Genomic DNA, 18,599 nt, shown 5'->3' with positions numbered 1-18,599 from the left:
TTTTTTGGAATAAAAAAGGCACAAAAAAACCATTCCACAGATGGAATGGTTAGGTATTTTATTTGATAAGTTCAGTAAAACTGTTGCCGGAATACGTGCCGTTATTTGGGTAAACGACTGTTCACGGAAGGTTTAAAGAGCAGCTTCTGGAGAAAACGGATAACCGGCTTCTGACTGCTGCTAATGATGCCGATCGCTTCAGCGCCGACTACAAGTACAAAGAGCAGAATGACAACGATCAATACCGTCAACCAGGCGGAATCCGTGTAGTTATTCAAAATGATAGCTACCGCGCCGAACATGGCCGCAATTCCGTAAATAATCAGCACCGTAGTGCGGTGGCTGAAACCCAGCTGAAGCAGACAGTGATGCAGATGATTCTTATCCGCTTCCGAGATCGGTTTCTTATTGAGAAAACGTCTCATGATCGCAAAGAATGTATCGGACAACGGAACACCCAGAATCATGATAGGTGTCAACAAGGAGAGAACGACGGATACTTTGAACCCGAGTATCGACAGTGTAGCCAAGGCAAAACCGAGGAACAAGGCTCCCGAATCTCCCATAAAAATCTTGGCCGGATGAAAGTTGTAGAACAGAAACCCGGAAATACTTCCAAGAAGTATCGTACAAAGCAAGATTACGGTAAAAGCATCGCTGAACGGTGTCAGCAGCGCAAGAACCAAAATAGTACCCGTACCGATTCCGGATACACCGGCGGACAGACCATCCAAACCGTCGATCAGGTTCACCGCGTTGGAAACCCCGACGATCCAGAGAACGGTCAGAGGCATGCTCACGTAATCAGGCAGGGAGAAGTGTCCGCCGAACGGGACATTGAATTCATTGATCTTCAGTCCGCATGCCACTACGATACAGGCCGCAACGAATTGTCCGAGAAGCTTCCATCTGGGAGAAAGCTCGAAACGGTCATCCAGAGCGCCGGTAAGCACAATAACAAATCCTCCGAGCACCAAAGCCAGCGCCGCGTTTCCGTTAACGTCGGACAAGGCCGGTGAGATGACAAAGTATGCTCCGACAAAAGCCAAGAAAATCGCCACTCCACCCATACGCGCCATGATTCTCGTATGTACCTTGCGGTGATTCGGTTTATCGATGGCGCCTACCCAGAAGGCAAAACGTTTGACCAGCGGGGTCAACAACAGTGCAAACAGGCAGGATACAACAAAGCCCAGCACATATAATCCATACATAATCGGTTTTTCAACCCCTCTTGTCGCAAGTAACTTGTACTGCCGACAAAATTATACTGCTACTTTATAAACATTACCAGTCCTATTTTACACCCAAACAGATGGACAACGCCAATTTTCAATGGTTTTCATCGGTTTTTAACACATTTTCTTTGTCGCGAATCACTTTCCACGCAAATTTAGGCAGAGCCAGCATGCGTCCGAAACGGGACGGTTCCTGAAGCAGGCGGTAAAACCACTCCAGCTTAAGCTTTTGAAAAATCTTGGGTGCACGCTTCAGCTTACCGGCCAAAACGTCAAAGCTTCCGCCTACGCCCATTATAACAGGAACGTCCAGGTCCCGCTTGTATTTCGAAATCCAGGGTTCCTGTGTTGAGGATGAACGGCCGACGAGAAGGATGTCCGGCTGCAGCTGCCGAATGCTGTCCACAACCTGCCGGTCTTCCGCTTCTCCGAAATAACCGTCCCTGAAACCGACGATATCAATGAGAGGATAATCGCGCGCCAGTTTAGCCGCAGCCGCCTGAATTGTATCCGGAGTCGTACCTAGCAGGTAAACTTTCCATCTGCGCGGCTCTCCCGCTCTCATCAGCTCATGAATGAGGTCGATACCCGGAACGCGTTCGGCGACAGGCTGTCCGACGTAGCCGGCGGCCCAAACCAGTCCGGCGCCATCCGGGACAATCAGCTCCACTCTGCGCATCATCTCCATATAGGCCGGGTCCTCGAGAGCCGACATGATCATAATCGGATTGGCGGTTATGATCTGATGCGGAATACGGGACTCGATCGCTCCCGTCAAGTACGTGACGGTATCCTTCATGTTCATTTTGGAAACGGGAACGCCGTAGATCCGGACAATCGGCACGCTTGCGTTTGCGTTTGCATTAGCAGTCATTGGTCTTCATCCCTCTTAACGGTAAAATTGCATGATTTGTTGCGCTGGCAACTGCGCCTCTTTTTTGAGCCGGTCGATGGCGGCTTGCTTGCCGTCCGCCCACTCGCGGCGGCCGTCCAGCAGCCGCCCGATTTCGGCGGCTACCGCCGCGGCGTCGAAGCTCTGCGTCGATGCCGCGGCCTTCATTCCGAGCCGGGCGAGGAATTGGTCGATCTTCGGGTCGTAGGACACGCCGATCATGGGCACGAACTGCGAGGCGGCATAGATCAGCGAATGCAGTCTCATGCCGACGAGCACATCGCAGGCGCTCACCTCGGCGAGCATGTCCTGCGGATGCGTGACGCCGCGCACGATGCGGACGTCGCCGCCTTCTCCCGCGGGAGAGAGACGCTCCGCCACATAGGCGGAAGCTTCCTCGTCCGAAGGGAGATGGAACGGCAGAAGCCGCACTTCAATGCGGCGGCTGTCCATCACGGCGCGCAGCGCCTCGGCGAGCGCGCCCAGCTCGGAGCGGTCGGCGTTCCAGAAGCGGACGGATACGCCCACGACGGGAACGCGGCCGGTTTCGCCGCTCGCATCGGCAGCGGTTCCGGCTTTGCCGGAGGCTGCCTCCCCGCGCAGCGGGAGCCCCATGACCGGGTCCGGCACCACGCTGACCGAAGAGCCCGGTACGCCCATGCGCCCGATGAGATCCGCGGATTCTTGGTCGCGGACCGTGATCATGGCGCATTTTTTGAAAGTGGACCGGATCCAGGAAAAGAAGCGCGGATTGTTCACCGGACCGATCCCCTGCGAATAAATAAAGGTCGGTTTACGCATCCACTGGGCCAGTTTGAGGACCAACAGATAATAAGGAATGGTGCGGGAGCTGGTCGCATCCTGCAGCAGACTTCCGCCGCCGCTGATCAGTCCGTCGGACGATTTGATCGCCCGGAACAAATCCGGCACCTTCATCCGGTGGCAGGCTTCGACTCCGTACATCTCCCTTGTACGCTGGGGGTTGGCGGACAGCACAACAGGCTCGATGTGGATGCCCGCCGTCTCCCCCTGTTCTTTTAGCGCAAAAAGAATCGATTGCAGAACGGCCTCGTCCCCGCTGTTGTCAAAACCGTAATAGCCCGAAACAACTAGCCGTTTGCTCTTGTTCGCGATTTCGCGGCCCATGCTATCCAACTCCTTGATGCAATTTCCCAGACGGCGATCAGCACGAGTCCGATCATGGCACCGAATACGATTCCGTAGGTAATCCGGATGCCCGAGATCTCAAGCGGGGTGTGCAAATGCGCGAATGTATCGACGATGGACAACTGTCCGACCACACCGATCAGCAGCAAATAAACGGCGTTCCGGTATTTGACCGACAGATAAGCTCCAAGCAGGAAGAGCGGGTGTGCCAGCATAAATTCTTTATTCCGCGGGCGTACACCCAGCGTATTTTCCAAGAAGGAGCGGAGATAACGCTCAATCGCTGAAGTTTGACCTTCATTACCCGTACGCGACAGGTAGTAGTAGATCACTCCGGCCCCCGCGGCTGCAGCAATTATCCAAAGCACGCTAATGTTAGTGAAAAGAAGCTTCTTTACCCGCTCTCCGCGTTCCCGATAGTTTAAGGTTTCCCGGAAGAATAGCAGGTAGAGACCGACGATGGCGATTGGCAGCAGGTGCAGAAGGCTGACACCGCGGAACTGCTGAAGTACCAGGAAGTACGAAATATGATTGAGCAAACCGACCAGGTAAACGACTCCGATTAACGAGATCAGTGTCGTTTTAATCAGCAGGCCCAAAGCATAAAGGACTGCCGATTTCGCCTTAGCTGCCCGGCCCGATTGAATGGAGCGGATCGCCTCGATTACTGCGATGCTCGGCGCCGATATCGCACAAGCGAGCGCAAGTCCCTGCGCGTACAGATCCGGCGATTTTAAGAACAACCCCGCCGCTCCTAACAAGCCGATGATAAATAATGCCAGTACGGCTTCGGGAACGAAGTAGCCGACCAACAGAACAATCAGGCTGACACCGCCGATCAGTGTAAAGAACCGGGCGACATTCTGGTAAGCGTTGTACGTGTAGTCGAACTGCTTGGCAGGCTCCACTTTGAAACCGGCATCTTCGATCCTTTTGATCGCCCCGTCTTTGCCGCTCAAGCTCTCGTACAGGCCATCCAGCGGAGTGAGGATCGCTGCCTTGTCCAGATTCTTGACGGCGCGTCCGTTAAGGAAGATCATCCGGATATTCCGGTCTTTAACCGCAAGCACAAACCGGTCCGCCGTTTGTTGAATACGGGCTTCCTGATCATCTTTCGTCAGGTTCTCCGTCAGTTTCTCGCCGTCTTTCTCCGTAAAGGAGTGCAGGCGGACGACGTTATAGTCGGTATCTTTGGCCAAAGAACCGAAGCCTTTCTGCGGTTGTTTCAACATCTCGATATTGGCCAGGCCCATATCGTACTTTTTGAGCAGAATCCCCATCTTGTGGAGAGTGACCTGTTCAGGATCATCCGAGTATCCCGGGGCGTAATCTCCGTCAATGATGATACGTCGGGCACCCATTTTGTATAATTTTGCGAGCAGCGCGTCCATCTCGTTCGTGACGAATTCACGTTTGTTGCCGAGACGTACCACGATACGGAAGCCTTCATCCTTCATCATTTGAAGTGTAATAGGATCGGGGTCCATCGGCTTCATATTGGCTTCTTCCATGTTCATTTCGATAATCATGCCCGTCTGGTTCTTGAAGCTCCATGGGCTTGTCTTAACACCGAGCTTGTTAAAAGCCGTCTCGATCATCGGTTTGATCTGGGACTCCGATGCCGGGTCGGTGAACAGGATATACGTAAAATTTTCATTCGGCGAGATCGGCTTTTGCGTAAGAGAAGTCGCATCCTTGGAGGAGAACACTTCAATACGTCGGCTCAATCTTAATTCGGAAAGCGTCGATTCGTACACGGAAAGCGATCCGATGCCGGCTTTTTTCATCGCCTGAAGCTGTTCCGATACAAATCCTTGCGGATTCGGCCGCACGTCGGCCATCTCCAATAAGTCCCGATAATCAAAAACAAACTCCACTTGATTTGCGGACTTCTCCGTCTGTTCGCGGAAGAAGGCAAGCGGCAGGGAAGCCAGAAGGCCGATAATGACAAGCCACCATAAAAGCTTGCGCAGCAACCGGTTTGCCGCAGTATACCTGTGTACCAATCTGTTCAACTCCGTTTCTTGAATCATGCGTCATTTGTACCCGAAAACCTCTCGGCCCCGGCACCGTATGGATGCAGGGGCCTTGGAGAGGGTTCGGCTGTTACTGCTCTACTCTGCCCAGAACGAAGCGTACCAGACCTTCCAGCTGTTTCGCCGCCTCGTCGCCTGTCGTTCCTTTTACCGCAAAGTAGAATTTGATCTTCGGTTCCGTTCCGGAAGGACGGAGGCAGAACCAGGAGCCGTCTTTGAGCTTGAATTTCAATACATTTTCTTTGGGCAGCCCGTTAATGCCGCGGCTGTAATCTTCTACCTCCGCAACCTCCACGCCTTCAATGGAAGCCGGCGGGTTGTTTCTCCAGTCTTCCATCATCCGACCGATCTGCTCCACGCCGTCTTTGCCCTTTAGCGTCTTGGACTCCAGCTTCTCCAAGAAGAAGCCGTGCTGACGGTAAAGCTCCTGCAGAACATCGTATAGTGTCTTACCCTGACTCTTGTAGTAAGCAGCCGCTTCACAAATCAGCATGGCCGCTACGACCGCGTCTTTATCCCGGGCATAGGTTCCCGCCAGGTAGCCGTAGCTCTCTTCATACCCAAACAAGAATTGGTGCTCACCGGTCGACTCGAACTCGGTCATTTTCTCCCCGATGTACTTGAATCCCGTCAGGGTGTTCATGACTTTCGCCCCGTAGCTTTCGGCAATAACGGCTCCCATCTCGCTCGTTACGATGGTCTTGATCACGACGCCGTTAGAAGGCAGCTGTCCGCGTTCTTTTAACGAACCCAACAAATAATTGACGATTATAGCGCCCGATTGGTTTCCCGTGAGTACGAAATATTCGCTTTTATCGTCTTTCACAACTGCGCCCATCCGGTCGGCATCCGGGTCCGTTCCCACAACGATGTCGGCGTCCCACTCTTTGGCGTCTCTCAGAGCCAGCGTGAAAGCTTCCCGCTCTTCCGGGTTAGGCGATTTGACCGTAGAAAAATTGCTGTCCGGCTGCTCCTGTTCCTTCACGACGCGCACCTGCTCGAAACCGATGCGCTTCAGGGCTTCGCGGACCGGTTTGTTGCCCGTCCCGTGCAGCGGGGTGTATACGATACGGAAGTCTCCGCTCGTTTGCTTAATAACATCGGGATGTTGACTCACGGATGTAACGGCCGCATAGTATTTCTCGTCCATCTCTCCGCCCAGCCATTCCAGAAGTCCTTTCTCTTCCGCCTCGGAGCGGGAGATTTTGCGGACGCTGTCAAATCCCTCGATCTTCTGGATGTTCGCAAGCACTTGTTCGGCATCGTGCGGCACCAATTGGCCACCGTCGGCGCCATACACCTTATACCCGTTATATTCCGGAGGGTTGTGGCTGGCCGTTACCACGATTCCGGCGGAAGCTTTAAGCTCGCGCACGGCAAAAGAAAGCTCGGGCGTCGGTCGCAGTGACTCGAACACATAGGCCTTCACTCCGTTGCCCGCAAGAACAAGCGCAGCCTCCAAAGCAAATTCCGGTGACTGATGGCGCGAATCATACGCAATCACAACGGAAGGATGAGCTCCTCCGTTTTTCAAAGCGAATTCAGCAAGTGCCTGCGTAGCTTTTCCTACCGTATATAGGTTCATCCGGTTTGTACCCGCGCCGATTACGCCGCGAAGACCGCCGGTTCCGAATTCAAGATCCTTGTAGAAACGATCTTCGATCTCTTTGTCCTGTCCTGCAATGGATTGAAGCTCTTTTTTCGTCTCTTCGTCGATAGACGGGTCCTGCAACCATTTTTCATAAAGATTCTGTACACGAGTCATCGTTCATCGTCCCCTTATTAAAATGATAGGATCTTTTTTATCCGGTTAGGCGTTTGCCAGCGCAAACATGATTTCACCTTCGGCTACCAGCTCTTCTCCGACTTTAGCGGTCGCCTGGCCTTTGCCTATGGTACCCTTCAAGCGGGTGATTTTCACTTCCAGCGTCAGCGTGTCGCCAGGAGTTACCTGTCTGCGGAATCTGAACCCATCCACACCGGCCAGCAGACCGATTTTCCCGCGGTTGGCTTCCACATTCAAAATCGCAAACGCTCCGACCTGTGCTAGTGCCTCTAAGATAAGAACGCCCGGCATAACCGGATAGCCCGGAAAATGTCCCTGGAAAAAAGGTTCGTTCGCCGTTACGTTTTTGAGGCCCACGGCACGGACGCCGTCCTCTACCTCCAAAATACGGTCTACCAGCAAAAAGGGGTAGCGGTGCGGGATAATCTCCTGAATCTGCTTGTTGTCCAACATTGCAATCTTGCTCCTTCCGACGCTTTCCGTTTGTATATTTTGGTTTGAAACAACTCACACTAACCCTATCCCTTCACCGCTGCAGAAGTGAAGGTTGATATAAGGGAGCGTATTTTGCGGCCACCGAAATGGTCGTGGAATATGCTCTTTTTTTGCTTCCCTATCCTTTATAAACAATTTTTCAAGGTTCGAACAAGGTCTTTACGACCCTTTTTTTACCGGACTTGTCTCTTCCGTACTTAATCGCCTGGTTTTACGATTGACCGTATTGAACTGGGCCACGTAAATAATAGAGGTGACGAAAGAAAACAAGATGACGGCCGCCAGGTATTCCGTTGCATAAGGAACGTGAAAGAGGATAAGCAGGACAGCCAGGTAATACAGGACCGTCGTCAGCTTGCCCATGGCGTTGGCCGGAAGCGTTTGTTTGCCGCGGAAATGAAAAAAAGCCGACCCTGCGATCATGCCGATATCCCGGATGAAAAAAGCCGCTGCGGCCAGCCAGGGAATCATCCCGGAGCTGAGCAGGGAGATAATGACCGCGATCATCATCAACTTATCCGCAAGCGGATCGAGCATAATGCCCATCTGGGTAACCAGATTCCGTTTGCGGGCGATATATCCGTCTGCGATATCAGTTATGCCCGCTAGGACGACAACGAGAAAAGCCAGTTTCGTATAGCCTGCATAGAAAATGTACAGATAGACGGGAATTAGAAAAAAACGGCTTATGGTAAGCAGATTCGGTAAATTCAATCGTCTCTCCCTTTCTACGGCTAAAGCTGGAACAGGCGCGATTCCTCTCATTTTCATTGGTTTCCATTATACCGTTTCTCCGGGCAAAAAGAAAACTCCCTTGCGGGAGCCCACGCTCAGTCTGCAAACACCAAATCGAAGAGATGTTTCCAGGTGCTGATTCTGAATATGTCTAAAGTCGGCTGACCGCCGATTCCTGAATACCCGATCCAAAGCCCGACAATCAAGGCTCCCAAAAAAATGAGCGGAACGCGCAGTTTCTTCAGGACGCGAAGCGCTCCGGCGGATCTTGAAGTCCCTCCCGGTTTGCCCGTGTCCGGTTCTTTAGCCTGCGTAGATGATGCTGTTTCCGTCTCCTTGCTCTCTTCTTCCATGGACACGAGAATCGCCCCTCCTTCACGCATTAGCCGCGCAAGTTGTTAGCGAGCCCCATCATCGTATCCGCCGAGGAGATTGCTCTTGAATTCAATTGGAAAGCACGCTGAATCATAACAAGTTCGGACATTTCCTGCTGCAGATCCACGTTGGACTGCTCCAGGAAGCCCTGCTTGACGGTCACGCCGTCCGTATTGGCTGCGAAAACGTTATTCTGTGCCACGTTCGCCGGAAGACGGAAGTAGTTGCCGTCGGCTTCGCCGAGCAGCTGCGGATTAATGACTTTGACCAGCTTAATCTGACCGACTTGTCTGCCCGTACTCGCCGGATTGGCTTCGTTGTAAACCACTACCCGCCCCTGCTCATCCACGCGAACGCGGCTGTTCTGCAGGGTCGGATCGGCCGGATCGATCGCGATCTCAATCGGCTGATTGCTGGCCGTGTCCTTTACGAAGTAACCGTCTTTGGTGGCAAGCCCCATGGCTTTGGTCACATTGCCCGTAGCCGGGTCCACTTTGTTGTACGCGCTGAGCTTAAGAGCCCCGTCGCGGGTCCAAGCCGGTGTGTTGGAACCGGGAATGGTCACCTCGAACAGACCGTCCCCTTCGATAGCCAGATCGTACGGCTCATCCGTCGGTTTCAGGCTTCCCTGCGTCATAATATTCTGCAGGCCGACCAGCTTAGCGCCCCAGCCTTGAGGAAACCCGAGAGAAGTCATCCGTCCGGTTTTCATAAAACCTTGCGGCTGATTCATGGTGTTCGTCAGTACATTCTCGAAGCTGGCTTCCTTCTTCTTGTATCCGACGGTATTGACGTTCGCCATGTTGTTAGCCAACACATCCAACTTCTGCTGCAGGCCCTGCATCGTGACCGATGCGTTAATAATTGAGTTGTTCATCGTGATCTCCTCCAAGCTTTCCGGAGAAAGCTGCTTCGAAAGCATTCCCTGAGAGGGATTTTATCATGCCCACTGCTTATACCCGGCCCACGTCATTTACTAGCTTGTCCATACTGCGGTCATAGAATTGGACCATCTTCTGGTTGGCTTCATAGGCACGGGCTGCCGTCGTCATATCGACCATCGCTTGAGTCGGATCCACATTGGAGCGTTCCACGAAACCCTTACGGACCTCGACTTGATCTCCTGCCGCCAGCGCCACCACTTGTCCTTCGTCATTCGCGCCGACCGTGAAAAGCCCGTTGCCCTCCGGAAGAAGCACATTCGGATTCTGGACTTTCATCACGAGCGGGATGGGCGGATTGGCCGGATCGTAACGGACTGTCTGGCCGTTAGCCGCCACCAGACGATAACCGTCCGCATTGGCAACGAAACCTTCCGCATCCACCGTGAATTTGCCGTTGCGCGTATAGTGGCGTTCACCCGCAACTTGCGGATTCTCGACCACAAACAACGCTTCCGGTTGGTAAACGACCGTACCGTCCGGGCCTACAGCCTTACCGCCGTTGTCGAACTTCAAGCCGTTTACCTGAATATCGGAAACAAGCGCATAATCAAGCGGATTTCCCGTTTGCTGAAGCGGACCCTGCACCATGAGTCTGGCGGTTTCCTCGGCAAAAACGCCCGTATTCATTCTGCCCACATTCACCACGGTACCGTCCCCGGCTTCTCCCCCGCGGATACGCGAGATAAGAACTTCCGGAAAGGAACGCGCCGAAGTGGTTTCCTGTTTGAAGCCCGGTGTATTGAGATTGGCAATGTTGTTCGTCACGGTATCGTGTTTACGCTGCTGCATGGTCAAGCCGGATGCCGCCGTGTATAATCCCCTAAGCATGAGTCACCTCTATACGAATTTTCGTTTGGTCACTTTGTCCAGGTTGTCGAGCATAATGCCCGTACCTTTGACGACGCAGTGCATCGGGTCTTCCGCAATCAGAACGGGAACCTTGAGCTCGTCCGCCAAAAGCTGATCCAGACCGTGAAGCATGGCACCGCCACCTGTCAAAATAACCCCTCTATCTATTATATCGGCAGAAAGTTCCGGAGGTGTACGTTCCAATACACTTTTTGCGGCAGTTACGATAGAAGAAATCGGATCCCACAGAGCTTCCTGCACTTCACTGGAGCGAATCGTGATCGTCAAAGGAAGACCGGATACCATGTCCCGGCCGCGGATATCCATTTCATTCTGAACACTGTCGGCTTGTACCGTACCGATTTGGACCTTAATGTCCTCGGAGGTGCGTTCGCCGATCAGCAATTTGTATTTGTTCTTGATGTACTTGGTAATCGCCGTATCGAATTTATCGCCGGCGATCTTAATGGAGGAAGAGGTGACGACATCACCCATGGATAACACGGCCACGTCCGTCGTCCCTCCACCGATATCAACGACCATATTACCGCTCGGCTGGTAAATATCCATTCCGGCGCCGATTGCAGCGGCTTTCGGTTCTTCTTCCATAAACACTTCGCGTGCGCCGCTGCGTTCAGCCGCTTCCCGAATTGCTTTTTGTTCCACAGAGGTAATGTTGGTAGGCGCACAGATGAGGATTCGAGGATGTGAGTACCAGCTTTTGCCCCCAACTTTGGAAATAAAATGTTTCAACATCGCTTCAGTAATTTCAAAATCAGCGATTACACCTTCGCGGAGCGGGCGAATAGCCACGATGTTACCGGGCGTACGCCCTACCATTCTCCTGGCTTCTTCACCGACCGCTAGAACGCGTTTTGTATCGCTTTCGATCGCCACAACCGAGGGCTCATCGAGCACTACGCCGCGTCCTTTCACATGAATCAAGACGTTCGCAGTGCCCAAGTCGATTCCGATATCCTTACTTAACATGAAAAATAATCCTCCCTAAACTAACCGTCCATCCCCATAAACTGAAGCGGTGCTTCGAATAGTATACATATTTTTCATTATAAGCTAATTTCGCAGAAAAAAACAGAAATTCCTCTTTTTTCGGGACAATTTCGACAATTTTCCGGAAGGAAGGGCGGGCTTGGGAGTCAGGATTTAACCGTAACAAGCGGTTCAGCGGATTTGACAGGTTTGGTCTTGCGGTATTTGATTTTGGTCGCTTCCCCTCCCCTAAGATGGCGGATCGATTTGTGGTATTCGAGGATCGTTTTGACCTGATTGGCCAGCTCCGGGTTGATTTCCGGCAGTCTCTCCGTCAAATCCTTGTGCACCGTGCTTTTGGAAACGCCAAACTCCTTCGCTATGGTGCGAACCGTATTTCTCGTCTCAACGATGCAAGTTCCGATCTTAATGGTTCGCTCTTTGATGTAATCGTGCACTCCCCTCGCCTCCCTACTCGGATAGTTTGGTACATTATATGAGGGGTAGGGCCTAATATTCGTTGTTTCCGCCGCTGACAAGCTATTTCCGTCCAATTATTTTGACGGACAAGGTGAAAGCTAGTCCCCCGGACGTTTTCCGTATGCAGGCAAAAAAAAGACGGATAGGGTTCTCCCCATCCGCCGATATGGTAAAGATTTATTGCGGTTTGAATTCCGGAAGCAGCTGCTCCGGCAGCTCGGCCGTGCCGTCTTCCGCCTTGCGGACTTCAAAGTGAAGGTGGACGCCTTGGTCCTTCTCCAGCTCGTTGCGGCCGGCCTGTGCGATAACATCGCCTTGTTTAACGGCGGCGCCTTTGGCTACTTTCACTTCCCCAAGGCTTTGATAAACCGTTACAAGCCCGTTGTCGTGCGTAATCTCGACTAGATTGCCTACGACCGGATTTTTGTCCACCGCGGTTACTTTACCGCTGAGGGCCGCGCTTACATCAAACGCCTGCTTGTCTGCACGGACAAGATCGACGCCCACGTGAGGGGTAATCGTATCTCCGTATTCGATCATCGCCGCTTGCTTGGCTTCATTGCTGCCTTTGCTGTCGTAGGACGGAAGCGAAATCGTTACTTGGCTGCGGTCTTTTACCGGCCATTGAATGCTTTCGGCTTTGGCACCTACGGGAACGGCATTGTCTTTGTTAGCCGTTTCACCAGCAGGTTTATCGGATTGAACGGAATCAGCCGGCGTATTCGTTGCGACCGGTTTCTTAACCGCATCCTGATAGACCCACATTAAGGTTAAGATAATTGCCGCTGCCGCTACATAAGTTGCCGGGAAAACCCACTTTTTGGCCAAAAATCTCTTCCATGCGGAGTTAGGGACATTTCCTGCTCCCGTTACAGTTTGGGGAGCTTCTTCCTTGTTCTGAAACTCTTGTTTACCATCTCTCATATGGTTATCACCTCAATAACCATTGTTGACACGTTTGAGAGTTTTATACATTTGCCCTAAAGAAATTCTAGCAGGTCTTATTTTTGAGTTTTCTTGTTCAGTAGAGTGGAAGCGGAAGTCAGCTTTGCGCCGGGATAATAATAAGAGGCGATTTCCGCGGCTTTCTTCCCTTCTTTGGCCATTCCGTTCGCCCCCCACTGGCTCATTCCGACTCCATGTCCGTACCCTTTTACCGTAAATGTCCAATCCGATCCGCTCAAAGCCGCTTCAAAATCGGTAGAGTTGAGACCCAGTTTCTCTCTTATTTCTTTTCCCGTAAATGCTTTGCCCGCTATCATGGCAGTCTTGACCCGTTTGGATTCCGTCCGTTCCAGAACTTTTATGCTGCCCGTATTTAAGGACGATGAAGCCGGAAGCCCCATCTTTTGAAGAATGTCTTTATAGGAAAGGGTTATGGTTTGTTTGAATTTGGGCGAAAGCTTCTCATCCCACGGGCTGCTGACCGACTTCAGATAAGGAACATCGGACCCCCACACATTGCGGACATCCTCCGTATACCCATTGGACGTGGAGAAAAATGTGGCCTGAATCGGCTTCCCCTCGTAGGTAAGTATGAGATCGGCCGTAGCCTTTACGGCGGCGTCGATCTTTTTGCTGTTCGACTCGTACGCCTTGCCTGTCCATTGTTTCTGAAGCTGGTCATCGGTCAGGTAGGCCTGATGCTGAATCGTGTCCGTGACCCATGCTTCCTTGACGGGGACGTTGCTGAAATCTCCCGTTAAAATACGGCGTACGATATAAGTACGCGCCGCAACCGCCTGAGCTTTGAGAGCCTCTTCCGAAAACTCCGCAGGCATCTCCGCCGCTACAACTCCTTTCACATACTGCTCCAGACTTACCGTCTGAATCTGCTTCTGCTTGGAGAGGTAGACCGGAACCATAACCATGCCGGCGGATGAAGAGACTGCTTCGGTGTCATGAGGATCCGCAAAAGTGCCGGTTTGCTGTTTGACGACCACGGCGGGAAGCAAAACGGTGACCAGCAGCAAACCCGAAACCGCAATGCCCGTCCAAAGCAGTGCCGGCTGTTTGAGCTTTGAACGTCTCTTAAACTTCATAGATGGCCTCCGTAAGTGTTCCGTTCCGTCTTAGTATCGAGAAGGATAGCCGGGAGCCGCCCTTAAGGAATGGATGCTCCAATCGTCCTCTCTCTGCGGAACGGGATTACTCTCATCTTATGAAGGTATTTACTAGATTAGAACGAAAAAACCGGCCCTCCGATAGGAGAGCCGGCTTTCCTTATATCTGATTGGATCCTTTAACGGATCACGAAAGTACAGTGCTTAAGCCCAGGTGGGCTGAACGGCGAACAGTCCGATTTCTTGCGGTATCTCCTGTTCTTCTTCCTGCGGGACGACCCGTTGAATATCGGCACCCACTGAACGGAGCGCGGAGGTAATATCCACGTATCCCCGGTCGATATGGTGAAGTCCGGTAATCTCGGTCTCTCCCTCGGCTACAAGAGCGGCCAGAATCAAAGCGGCACCCGCGCGGAGGTCGGTCGCACAAACTTTGGCGCCCTTAAGCTTATTGCTGCCGCTCACGACAGCCGTACGGCCGTCGACTTTAATCGAGGCGTTCATGAGCATAAATTCGTCCACGTGCATGAACCGGTTCTCGAATACCGTCTCGGTAACCAGGCTCGTGCCGTCCGCAACCAGCTGGAGCGCCATCATCTGAGACTGCATATCCGTGGGGAAGCCGGGATACGGCAGTGTCTTGATGTCGGCCGCGCGCAAAGGTTTGTCGGCACGGACGAGAATTCCGTTCTCGTCCTCTTCCACGTGTACGCCCATTTCCTGCAGCTTCGAAATCACAGGGCGCAGGTGATCGCCGATGGCGCCTTCCACGTACAGTTCACTGCGTGTAATCGCAGCGGCGATCATATAAGTACCCGCTTCGATACGGTCCGGTATGACGCTATGTACCGCGCCCTTCATTTTTTCCACGCCTTCAATGCGGATGACACCGGTACCGGCACCCCGGACAACTGCGCCCATCGCATTCAAGTAGTTGGCCAGATCGACGATTTCGGGCTCTTTCGCCGCGTTTTCAATAATCGTCGTGCCCTCAGCCAGAGTAGCGGCCATCATGATGTTCTCGGTCGCGCCTACACTGGCGACGTCGAGATAGATCTTCGCGCCTTTGAGACGTTTCTCCACTCTGGCTTCGATGTAGCCTTGACCCAGCTCGATCTCCGCTCCCATGGCTTCAAAGCCTTTCAGGTGCTGGTCGATCGGGCGCGTGCCGATAGCACATCCCCCCGGAAGGGAGATACGGGCTTTGCCCAGGCGGGCCAAAAGTGGTCCCATCACGAGAAAAGAAGCCCGCATTTTACGAACGAGCTCGTAAGAAGCTTCGCACGTTTCGATCGCTTGAGCGTTTACTTTCACGCTGTGATTATGATAGCTGAGCTGCAGGCCCAGGCTTCTAAGTACTTTGTTAATTACAAGTACATCGTCAAGCGGAGGAGCGTCATGTATGACACTTTCTCCTTCCGCAGCCAAAATTGATGCCGCAATGATGGGCAGTACAGCGTTTTTGGCGCCGTTAACTTTAATCTTGCCGGCTAATTTACGGCCACCGCGGACGATAATTTTGCTCATCTCGGTCCCTCCGCGTCTTAATTTATCGTTCTAAATCGGGTAAAACGTGACTGTCGGTCTATGTCGTCATGAACACACCATTCATACAGTTCGGAATGGGGTCTGGGTTTGGCACCGTTGTACTACCATTGTTTACAAGTCTAAGCGATGTTATTCGACAAAATGTCAAAAAATTCCGTTTAATCCTACAGACCATTCCAGATACTTCAAGAAAAAACTGGCTACCAGGTAACCGAGTCCGATGGACATAAACACTTGCAGCATCTTGGCTGCGGGACTTCGCGGCTGCTTCAGCAGCACGTCGAATCGGAACTGCTGGAGTGCCCACCACGACAGTCCCACGGCGGCTAAATATACAACAATATTGATCAGGGGCATTTGCGGAACAACAGTTGTCAGTTCTTCCATATTCGACATGTTTCTACCTCTTCCTCCCGAAAACATTCGAAAACCGGGACAAAAGGGCTGCAAATTCGGCCCGGGTCGCCTGATTGTCAGGGCGGTAAGTCCCATCCGGGAATCCCCGAATCCAGCCGTCCCCGGACATTTGCTTCAGAATGCCGACGCCCCAATACCGGTCGTTAACGTCCAAGAAAGGAGAACGCCCGCGGTATTTGCCTGCCATTTGCATCGTATTCGCAATCACTTGCGTCATTTCCATCCGGGTCAGAGGCTGATCCGGCCGGAAATGCCCATCCTCATACCCGTCCATGTAACCGGCCATTGTTGTCCTTGCAATGGAATCATAGGCCCAATGGCTGCTGCTGAGATCCGGATAATCGACCGGCCTGTTCTTATCCAGGCGGAATCCGTTCGCCAGCATTACAGCGGCCTGTGCGCGGGTGATCGGCAGGTCAGGGTAAAATTTGTAGCTCCCGTCTCCGTCGATAACATGCCTGCTGGCCAGGTCTGCGATAGCCTTCTCGGCCCAATGTCCGTGAATATCGGAAAATCCGGCAACGAGAGGCTGTGCGGCCGCATTCAGCTGATACATCTGCTGAGTCGCAGCCCTGTCACTCTGCAGCTTGATATAATACAAGCCTGCCGGCAAGCGCCTGTCAAGAACAAGATTCTCGGCAGACCCTTCGCTGCTCTTGCTGTCGAGCTCCTTCAGGGTGTGATCGTACAGCGTGAACGCCATATCGCATCCCCGCTGGAGAGAGCCGAACTTCAGCTGCACCAGACTTTCCTGCTCCAGCCGGAATTGAAACCAATCCAAATCCGAAGCACTCTCTATAACGCCGGGACGATCTTCATGAAGTGTCAGTGTCGTAGCCTGGTAGGGCTTATTATTGGGTTCATTCGGGTCAATCAGCTTAGGTGTATAATCAACCGATAGCGTATACTCCCCCATCACCGGCTGCGTATTGTCCTTCACATTGCTGATCCGGATGTAATAGTCGCCTGGCGTGACATTCATAAGAGGGGTCGCCTCGGTCGCTCCTTCTCCAAACTGGTCAAAAGTTGTCGATTTTTCTCCCTTTTTCTGAATCAATACTACCGGGTCTATTCTAGCGGTATCCACGGAAGTTTTCAAGCGGAGAGTACCGGATTTCTTAAAAGAAATCATAAACCAATCCTGATCGTTCTCCTGATGAAAGGTGCCCTTCACAATCTGGCTTCTCGCAGGCAGGGAAGTCGCTTTATACTGATGGTCGTTATCTTCAAAAGCGTCTTGATAAATCTGGAAATCGGTCTGCAGCGTATACAGGACTGCCCCTGCTCTACCCGGATCCAGAAGACTTGCCGCGATTTTGCTCTTTCCCTTCTGAACAGGCAGAGTCACAACCGGATTCTGAGGGTCCGTGGTGAAAACCTCTTCTGCCTCTTTATTATCCCGAAAGTACCGAATAGAAACAGGACTAGCGTCACTTGTTTTTAAGACAAGCTTCACAAAACCGTCGTAAGGACTATCCAGTGTAAACCAATCGGTATCTTTGCCGGAGCTAAAATCCGCATGGATGAGAGTGTGTACGGGCAGCATGGGCGCATGGCCCGAATCGTCGTTCGGCTCGAAACGGTCGCTCAGAAGCGGCTCCTTCATCAGTCGGTCTACCCGCAGGAGCCCGAAGCCTGTTGTCGCATCCCATCCGGGCGATTCCAGATCCTCCGCCGTCTGCTTGATGAGCTCCCTGAGCTGCCAGGGCTCCAGGTAAGGGGCGCGGCCCCATAACAGCGCCGCAGCGCCCGCCACCTGCGGAGCGGCCATCGACGTGCCCTCCTTGCTCTCGTAGCCTCCGCCTTTGGCGGTGGTGTACACCTGCCAAGGCGCCACGAGGTCAAGATCCGGTCCGTAGTTCGACCGGTCGTCCGCGAGGCGCGCGGAGGTCATGCCGCCTACCCCGAGCACCGTCGGGTACGCGGCGGGATACTTCACGCTGCCGCCTTCGTTGCCGGAGGCGGCGACGAGAAGCACGCCGCGCTCCTCGGCGTAGCGGACCGTGCCGGCCATGAAGCTTGAATATTTGTTCAAGCCCAGCGAGAGTACGACGATCTTGGCTCCGTGATCGACGGCATAACGGATGCCTTCGCCGAGCTTGGTCTCCCCGCCCGTACCGTCCGCTTCCAATGCCTTGATCGGCATAATTTTCGCGTTGGGCGCGATGCCGGCGATGCCTTTGTCGTTGTTCATCTTGGCGGCGATAATCCCGGCCACGTTCGTACCGTGGCCGTTATCGTCCTGGGGCTTCTCCTGCGGATTAAGCAGGTTCGCTCCCGGGACGAGTCTGCCTTCGAGATCGGGATGCGTCAGATCGACGCCCGTATCCACGACCGCCACGATGACGGGTTCATCGCTATCGCCTGCCTGTGCCCAGCCTTCATCCATATGTATGTCATCCAAATAGGTTTGTTTCACCCGCAAAGGGTCGCTGGAAACCGGATACGCCTGTACATTCGATATGCCGACGGTCCATACGAGCAGTACAATCCCGAGCCATCCATACATCCATTTATATCGAAATTTTCGGTTCATTTAGAGAGTCCTCTTTCGGTCATTTTAAAAAAATAATAAGCCCGGATA

17 protein-coding genes are annotated in these 18,599 nt (G+C 52.8%); all 17 read right to left on the bottom strand.

The annotated features are described in order from the left end of the window. Positions 1 to 101: 101 nt before the first annotated feature. Positions 102 to 1,214 (bottom strand): glycosyltransferase family 4 protein, encoded by a 1,113-nt coding sequence (locus tag ABH899_RS26060; protein WP_009677093.1) that lies wholly within the window; start codon positions 1,212 to 1,214, stop codon positions 102 to 104. Between the two features lie 118 nt (positions 1,215 to 1,332). Continuing rightward, entirely contained in the window at positions 1,333 to 2,112 is a 780-nt protein-coding gene (locus ABH899_RS26055) for a WecB/TagA/CpsF family glycosyltransferase (RefSeq protein ID WP_370001644.1), read from the bottom strand. Between the two features lie 15 nt (positions 2,113 to 2,127). Further along, positions 2,128 to 3,276 (bottom strand): polysaccharide pyruvyl transferase CsaB, encoded by a 1,149-nt coding sequence (gene csaB, locus ABH899_RS26050; RefSeq protein ID WP_370001642.1) that lies wholly within the window; start codon positions 3,274 to 3,276, stop codon positions 2,128 to 2,130. After that, positions 3,240 to 5,303, bottom strand: a complete 2,064-nt coding sequence (locus tag ABH899_RS26045; RefSeq protein WP_370001640.1) for a DUF5693 family protein — start codon at positions 5,301 to 5,303, stop codon at positions 3,240 to 3,242. Before ABH899_RS26045 ends, csaB begins: the two co-directional genes overlap by 37 nt. A 100-nt stretch (positions 5,304 to 5,403) precedes the next feature. Then, the gene (locus tag ABH899_RS26040; RefSeq protein ID WP_370001638.1) at positions 5,404 to 7,098 is read right to left on the bottom strand and encodes a phospho-sugar mutase; all 1,695 of its coding nucleotides are present in this window, start codon (positions 7,096 to 7,098) and stop codon (positions 5,404 to 5,406) included. Positions 7,099 to 7,143: 45 nt separating this feature from the next. Continuing rightward, positions 7,144 to 7,572 carry a 3-hydroxyacyl-ACP dehydratase FabZ gene (gene fabZ / locus ABH899_RS26035; protein ID WP_009677001.1) on the bottom strand — a complete coding sequence of 143 codons (429 nt, stop codon included), beginning with the start codon at positions 7,570 to 7,572 and terminating at the stop codon, positions 7,144 to 7,146. Positions 7,573 to 7,773: 201 nt separating this feature from the next. Further along, positions 7,774 to 8,328: a CDP-alcohol phosphatidyltransferase family protein gene (locus ABH899_RS26030; RefSeq protein WP_370001636.1), complete on the bottom strand. Its 555-nt coding sequence runs from the start codon at positions 8,326 to 8,328 to the stop codon at positions 7,774 to 7,776. Between the two features lie 116 nt (positions 8,329 to 8,444). Continuing rightward, positions 8,445 to 8,702 carry a DNA-directed RNA polymerase subunit beta gene (locus tag ABH899_RS26025; RefSeq protein ID WP_231392080.1) on the bottom strand — a complete coding sequence of 86 codons (258 nt, stop codon included), beginning with the start codon at positions 8,700 to 8,702 and terminating at the stop codon, positions 8,445 to 8,447. Positions 8,703 to 8,731: 29 nt separating this feature from the next. Beyond that, entirely contained in the window at positions 8,732 to 9,601 is an 870-nt protein-coding gene (locus ABH899_RS26020; protein ID WP_370001634.1) for a flagellar hook-basal body protein, read from the bottom strand. A 76-nt stretch (positions 9,602 to 9,677) separates the two neighbouring features. Then, complete coding sequence (locus ABH899_RS26015) at positions 9,678 to 10,496, bottom strand: flagellar hook-basal body protein (protein ID WP_370001632.1); 819 nt, start codon at positions 10,494 to 10,496, stop codon at positions 9,678 to 9,680. A gap of 9 nt (positions 10,497 to 10,505) precedes the next feature. Then, on the bottom strand, positions 10,506 to 11,507 hold the full coding sequence (gene mreB / locus ABH899_RS26010) for a rod shape-determining protein (protein WP_009677017.1): 1,002 nt from the start codon (positions 11,505 to 11,507) through the stop codon (positions 10,506 to 10,508). Positions 11,508 to 11,674: 167 nt separating this feature from the next. Then, a complete protein-coding gene (gene spoIIID / locus ABH899_RS26005; protein WP_009676986.1) occupies positions 11,675 to 11,965 on the bottom strand; it encodes a sporulation transcriptional regulator SpoIIID in 291 nt (96 codons plus the stop codon). A 199-nt stretch (positions 11,966 to 12,164) separates the two neighbouring features. Next, positions 12,165 to 12,911 (bottom strand): M23 family metallopeptidase, encoded by a 747-nt coding sequence (locus ABH899_RS26000; RefSeq protein ID WP_326050627.1) that lies wholly within the window; start codon positions 12,909 to 12,911, stop codon positions 12,165 to 12,167. A gap of 77 nt (positions 12,912 to 12,988) precedes the next feature. Next, a complete protein-coding gene (gene spoIID / locus ABH899_RS25995; RefSeq protein WP_370001629.1) occupies positions 12,989 to 14,029 on the bottom strand; it encodes a stage II sporulation protein D in 1,041 nt (346 codons plus the stop codon). A 225-nt stretch (positions 14,030 to 14,254) separates the two neighbouring features. Then, positions 14,255 to 15,577, bottom strand: a complete 1,323-nt coding sequence (gene murA / locus ABH899_RS25990) for a UDP-N-acetylglucosamine 1-carboxyvinyltransferase (RefSeq protein WP_009676982.1) — start codon at positions 15,575 to 15,577, stop codon at positions 14,255 to 14,257. A gap of 165 nt (positions 15,578 to 15,742) precedes the next feature. Then, a complete protein-coding gene (locus ABH899_RS25985) occupies positions 15,743 to 15,994 on the bottom strand; it encodes a DUF1146 family protein (protein ID WP_009677070.1) in 252 nt (83 codons plus the stop codon). Between the two features lie 4 nt (positions 15,995 to 15,998). Continuing rightward, positions 15,999 to 18,551: a S8 family serine peptidase gene (locus ABH899_RS25980; protein WP_009676970.1), complete on the bottom strand. Its 2,553-nt coding sequence runs from the start codon at positions 18,549 to 18,551 to the stop codon at positions 15,999 to 16,001. Between the last annotated feature and the right edge of the window lie 48 nt (positions 18,552 to 18,599).

This window comes from Paenibacillus sp. RC84 (assembly GCF_041260495.1).
Taxonomy (GTDB): Bacteria; Bacillota; Bacilli; order Paenibacillales; family NBRC-103111; genus Paenibacillus_F.
The sequence above is the reverse complement of the archived record's forward strand: the minus strand, read 5'-3'. Positions and strand labels throughout refer to the sequence as shown.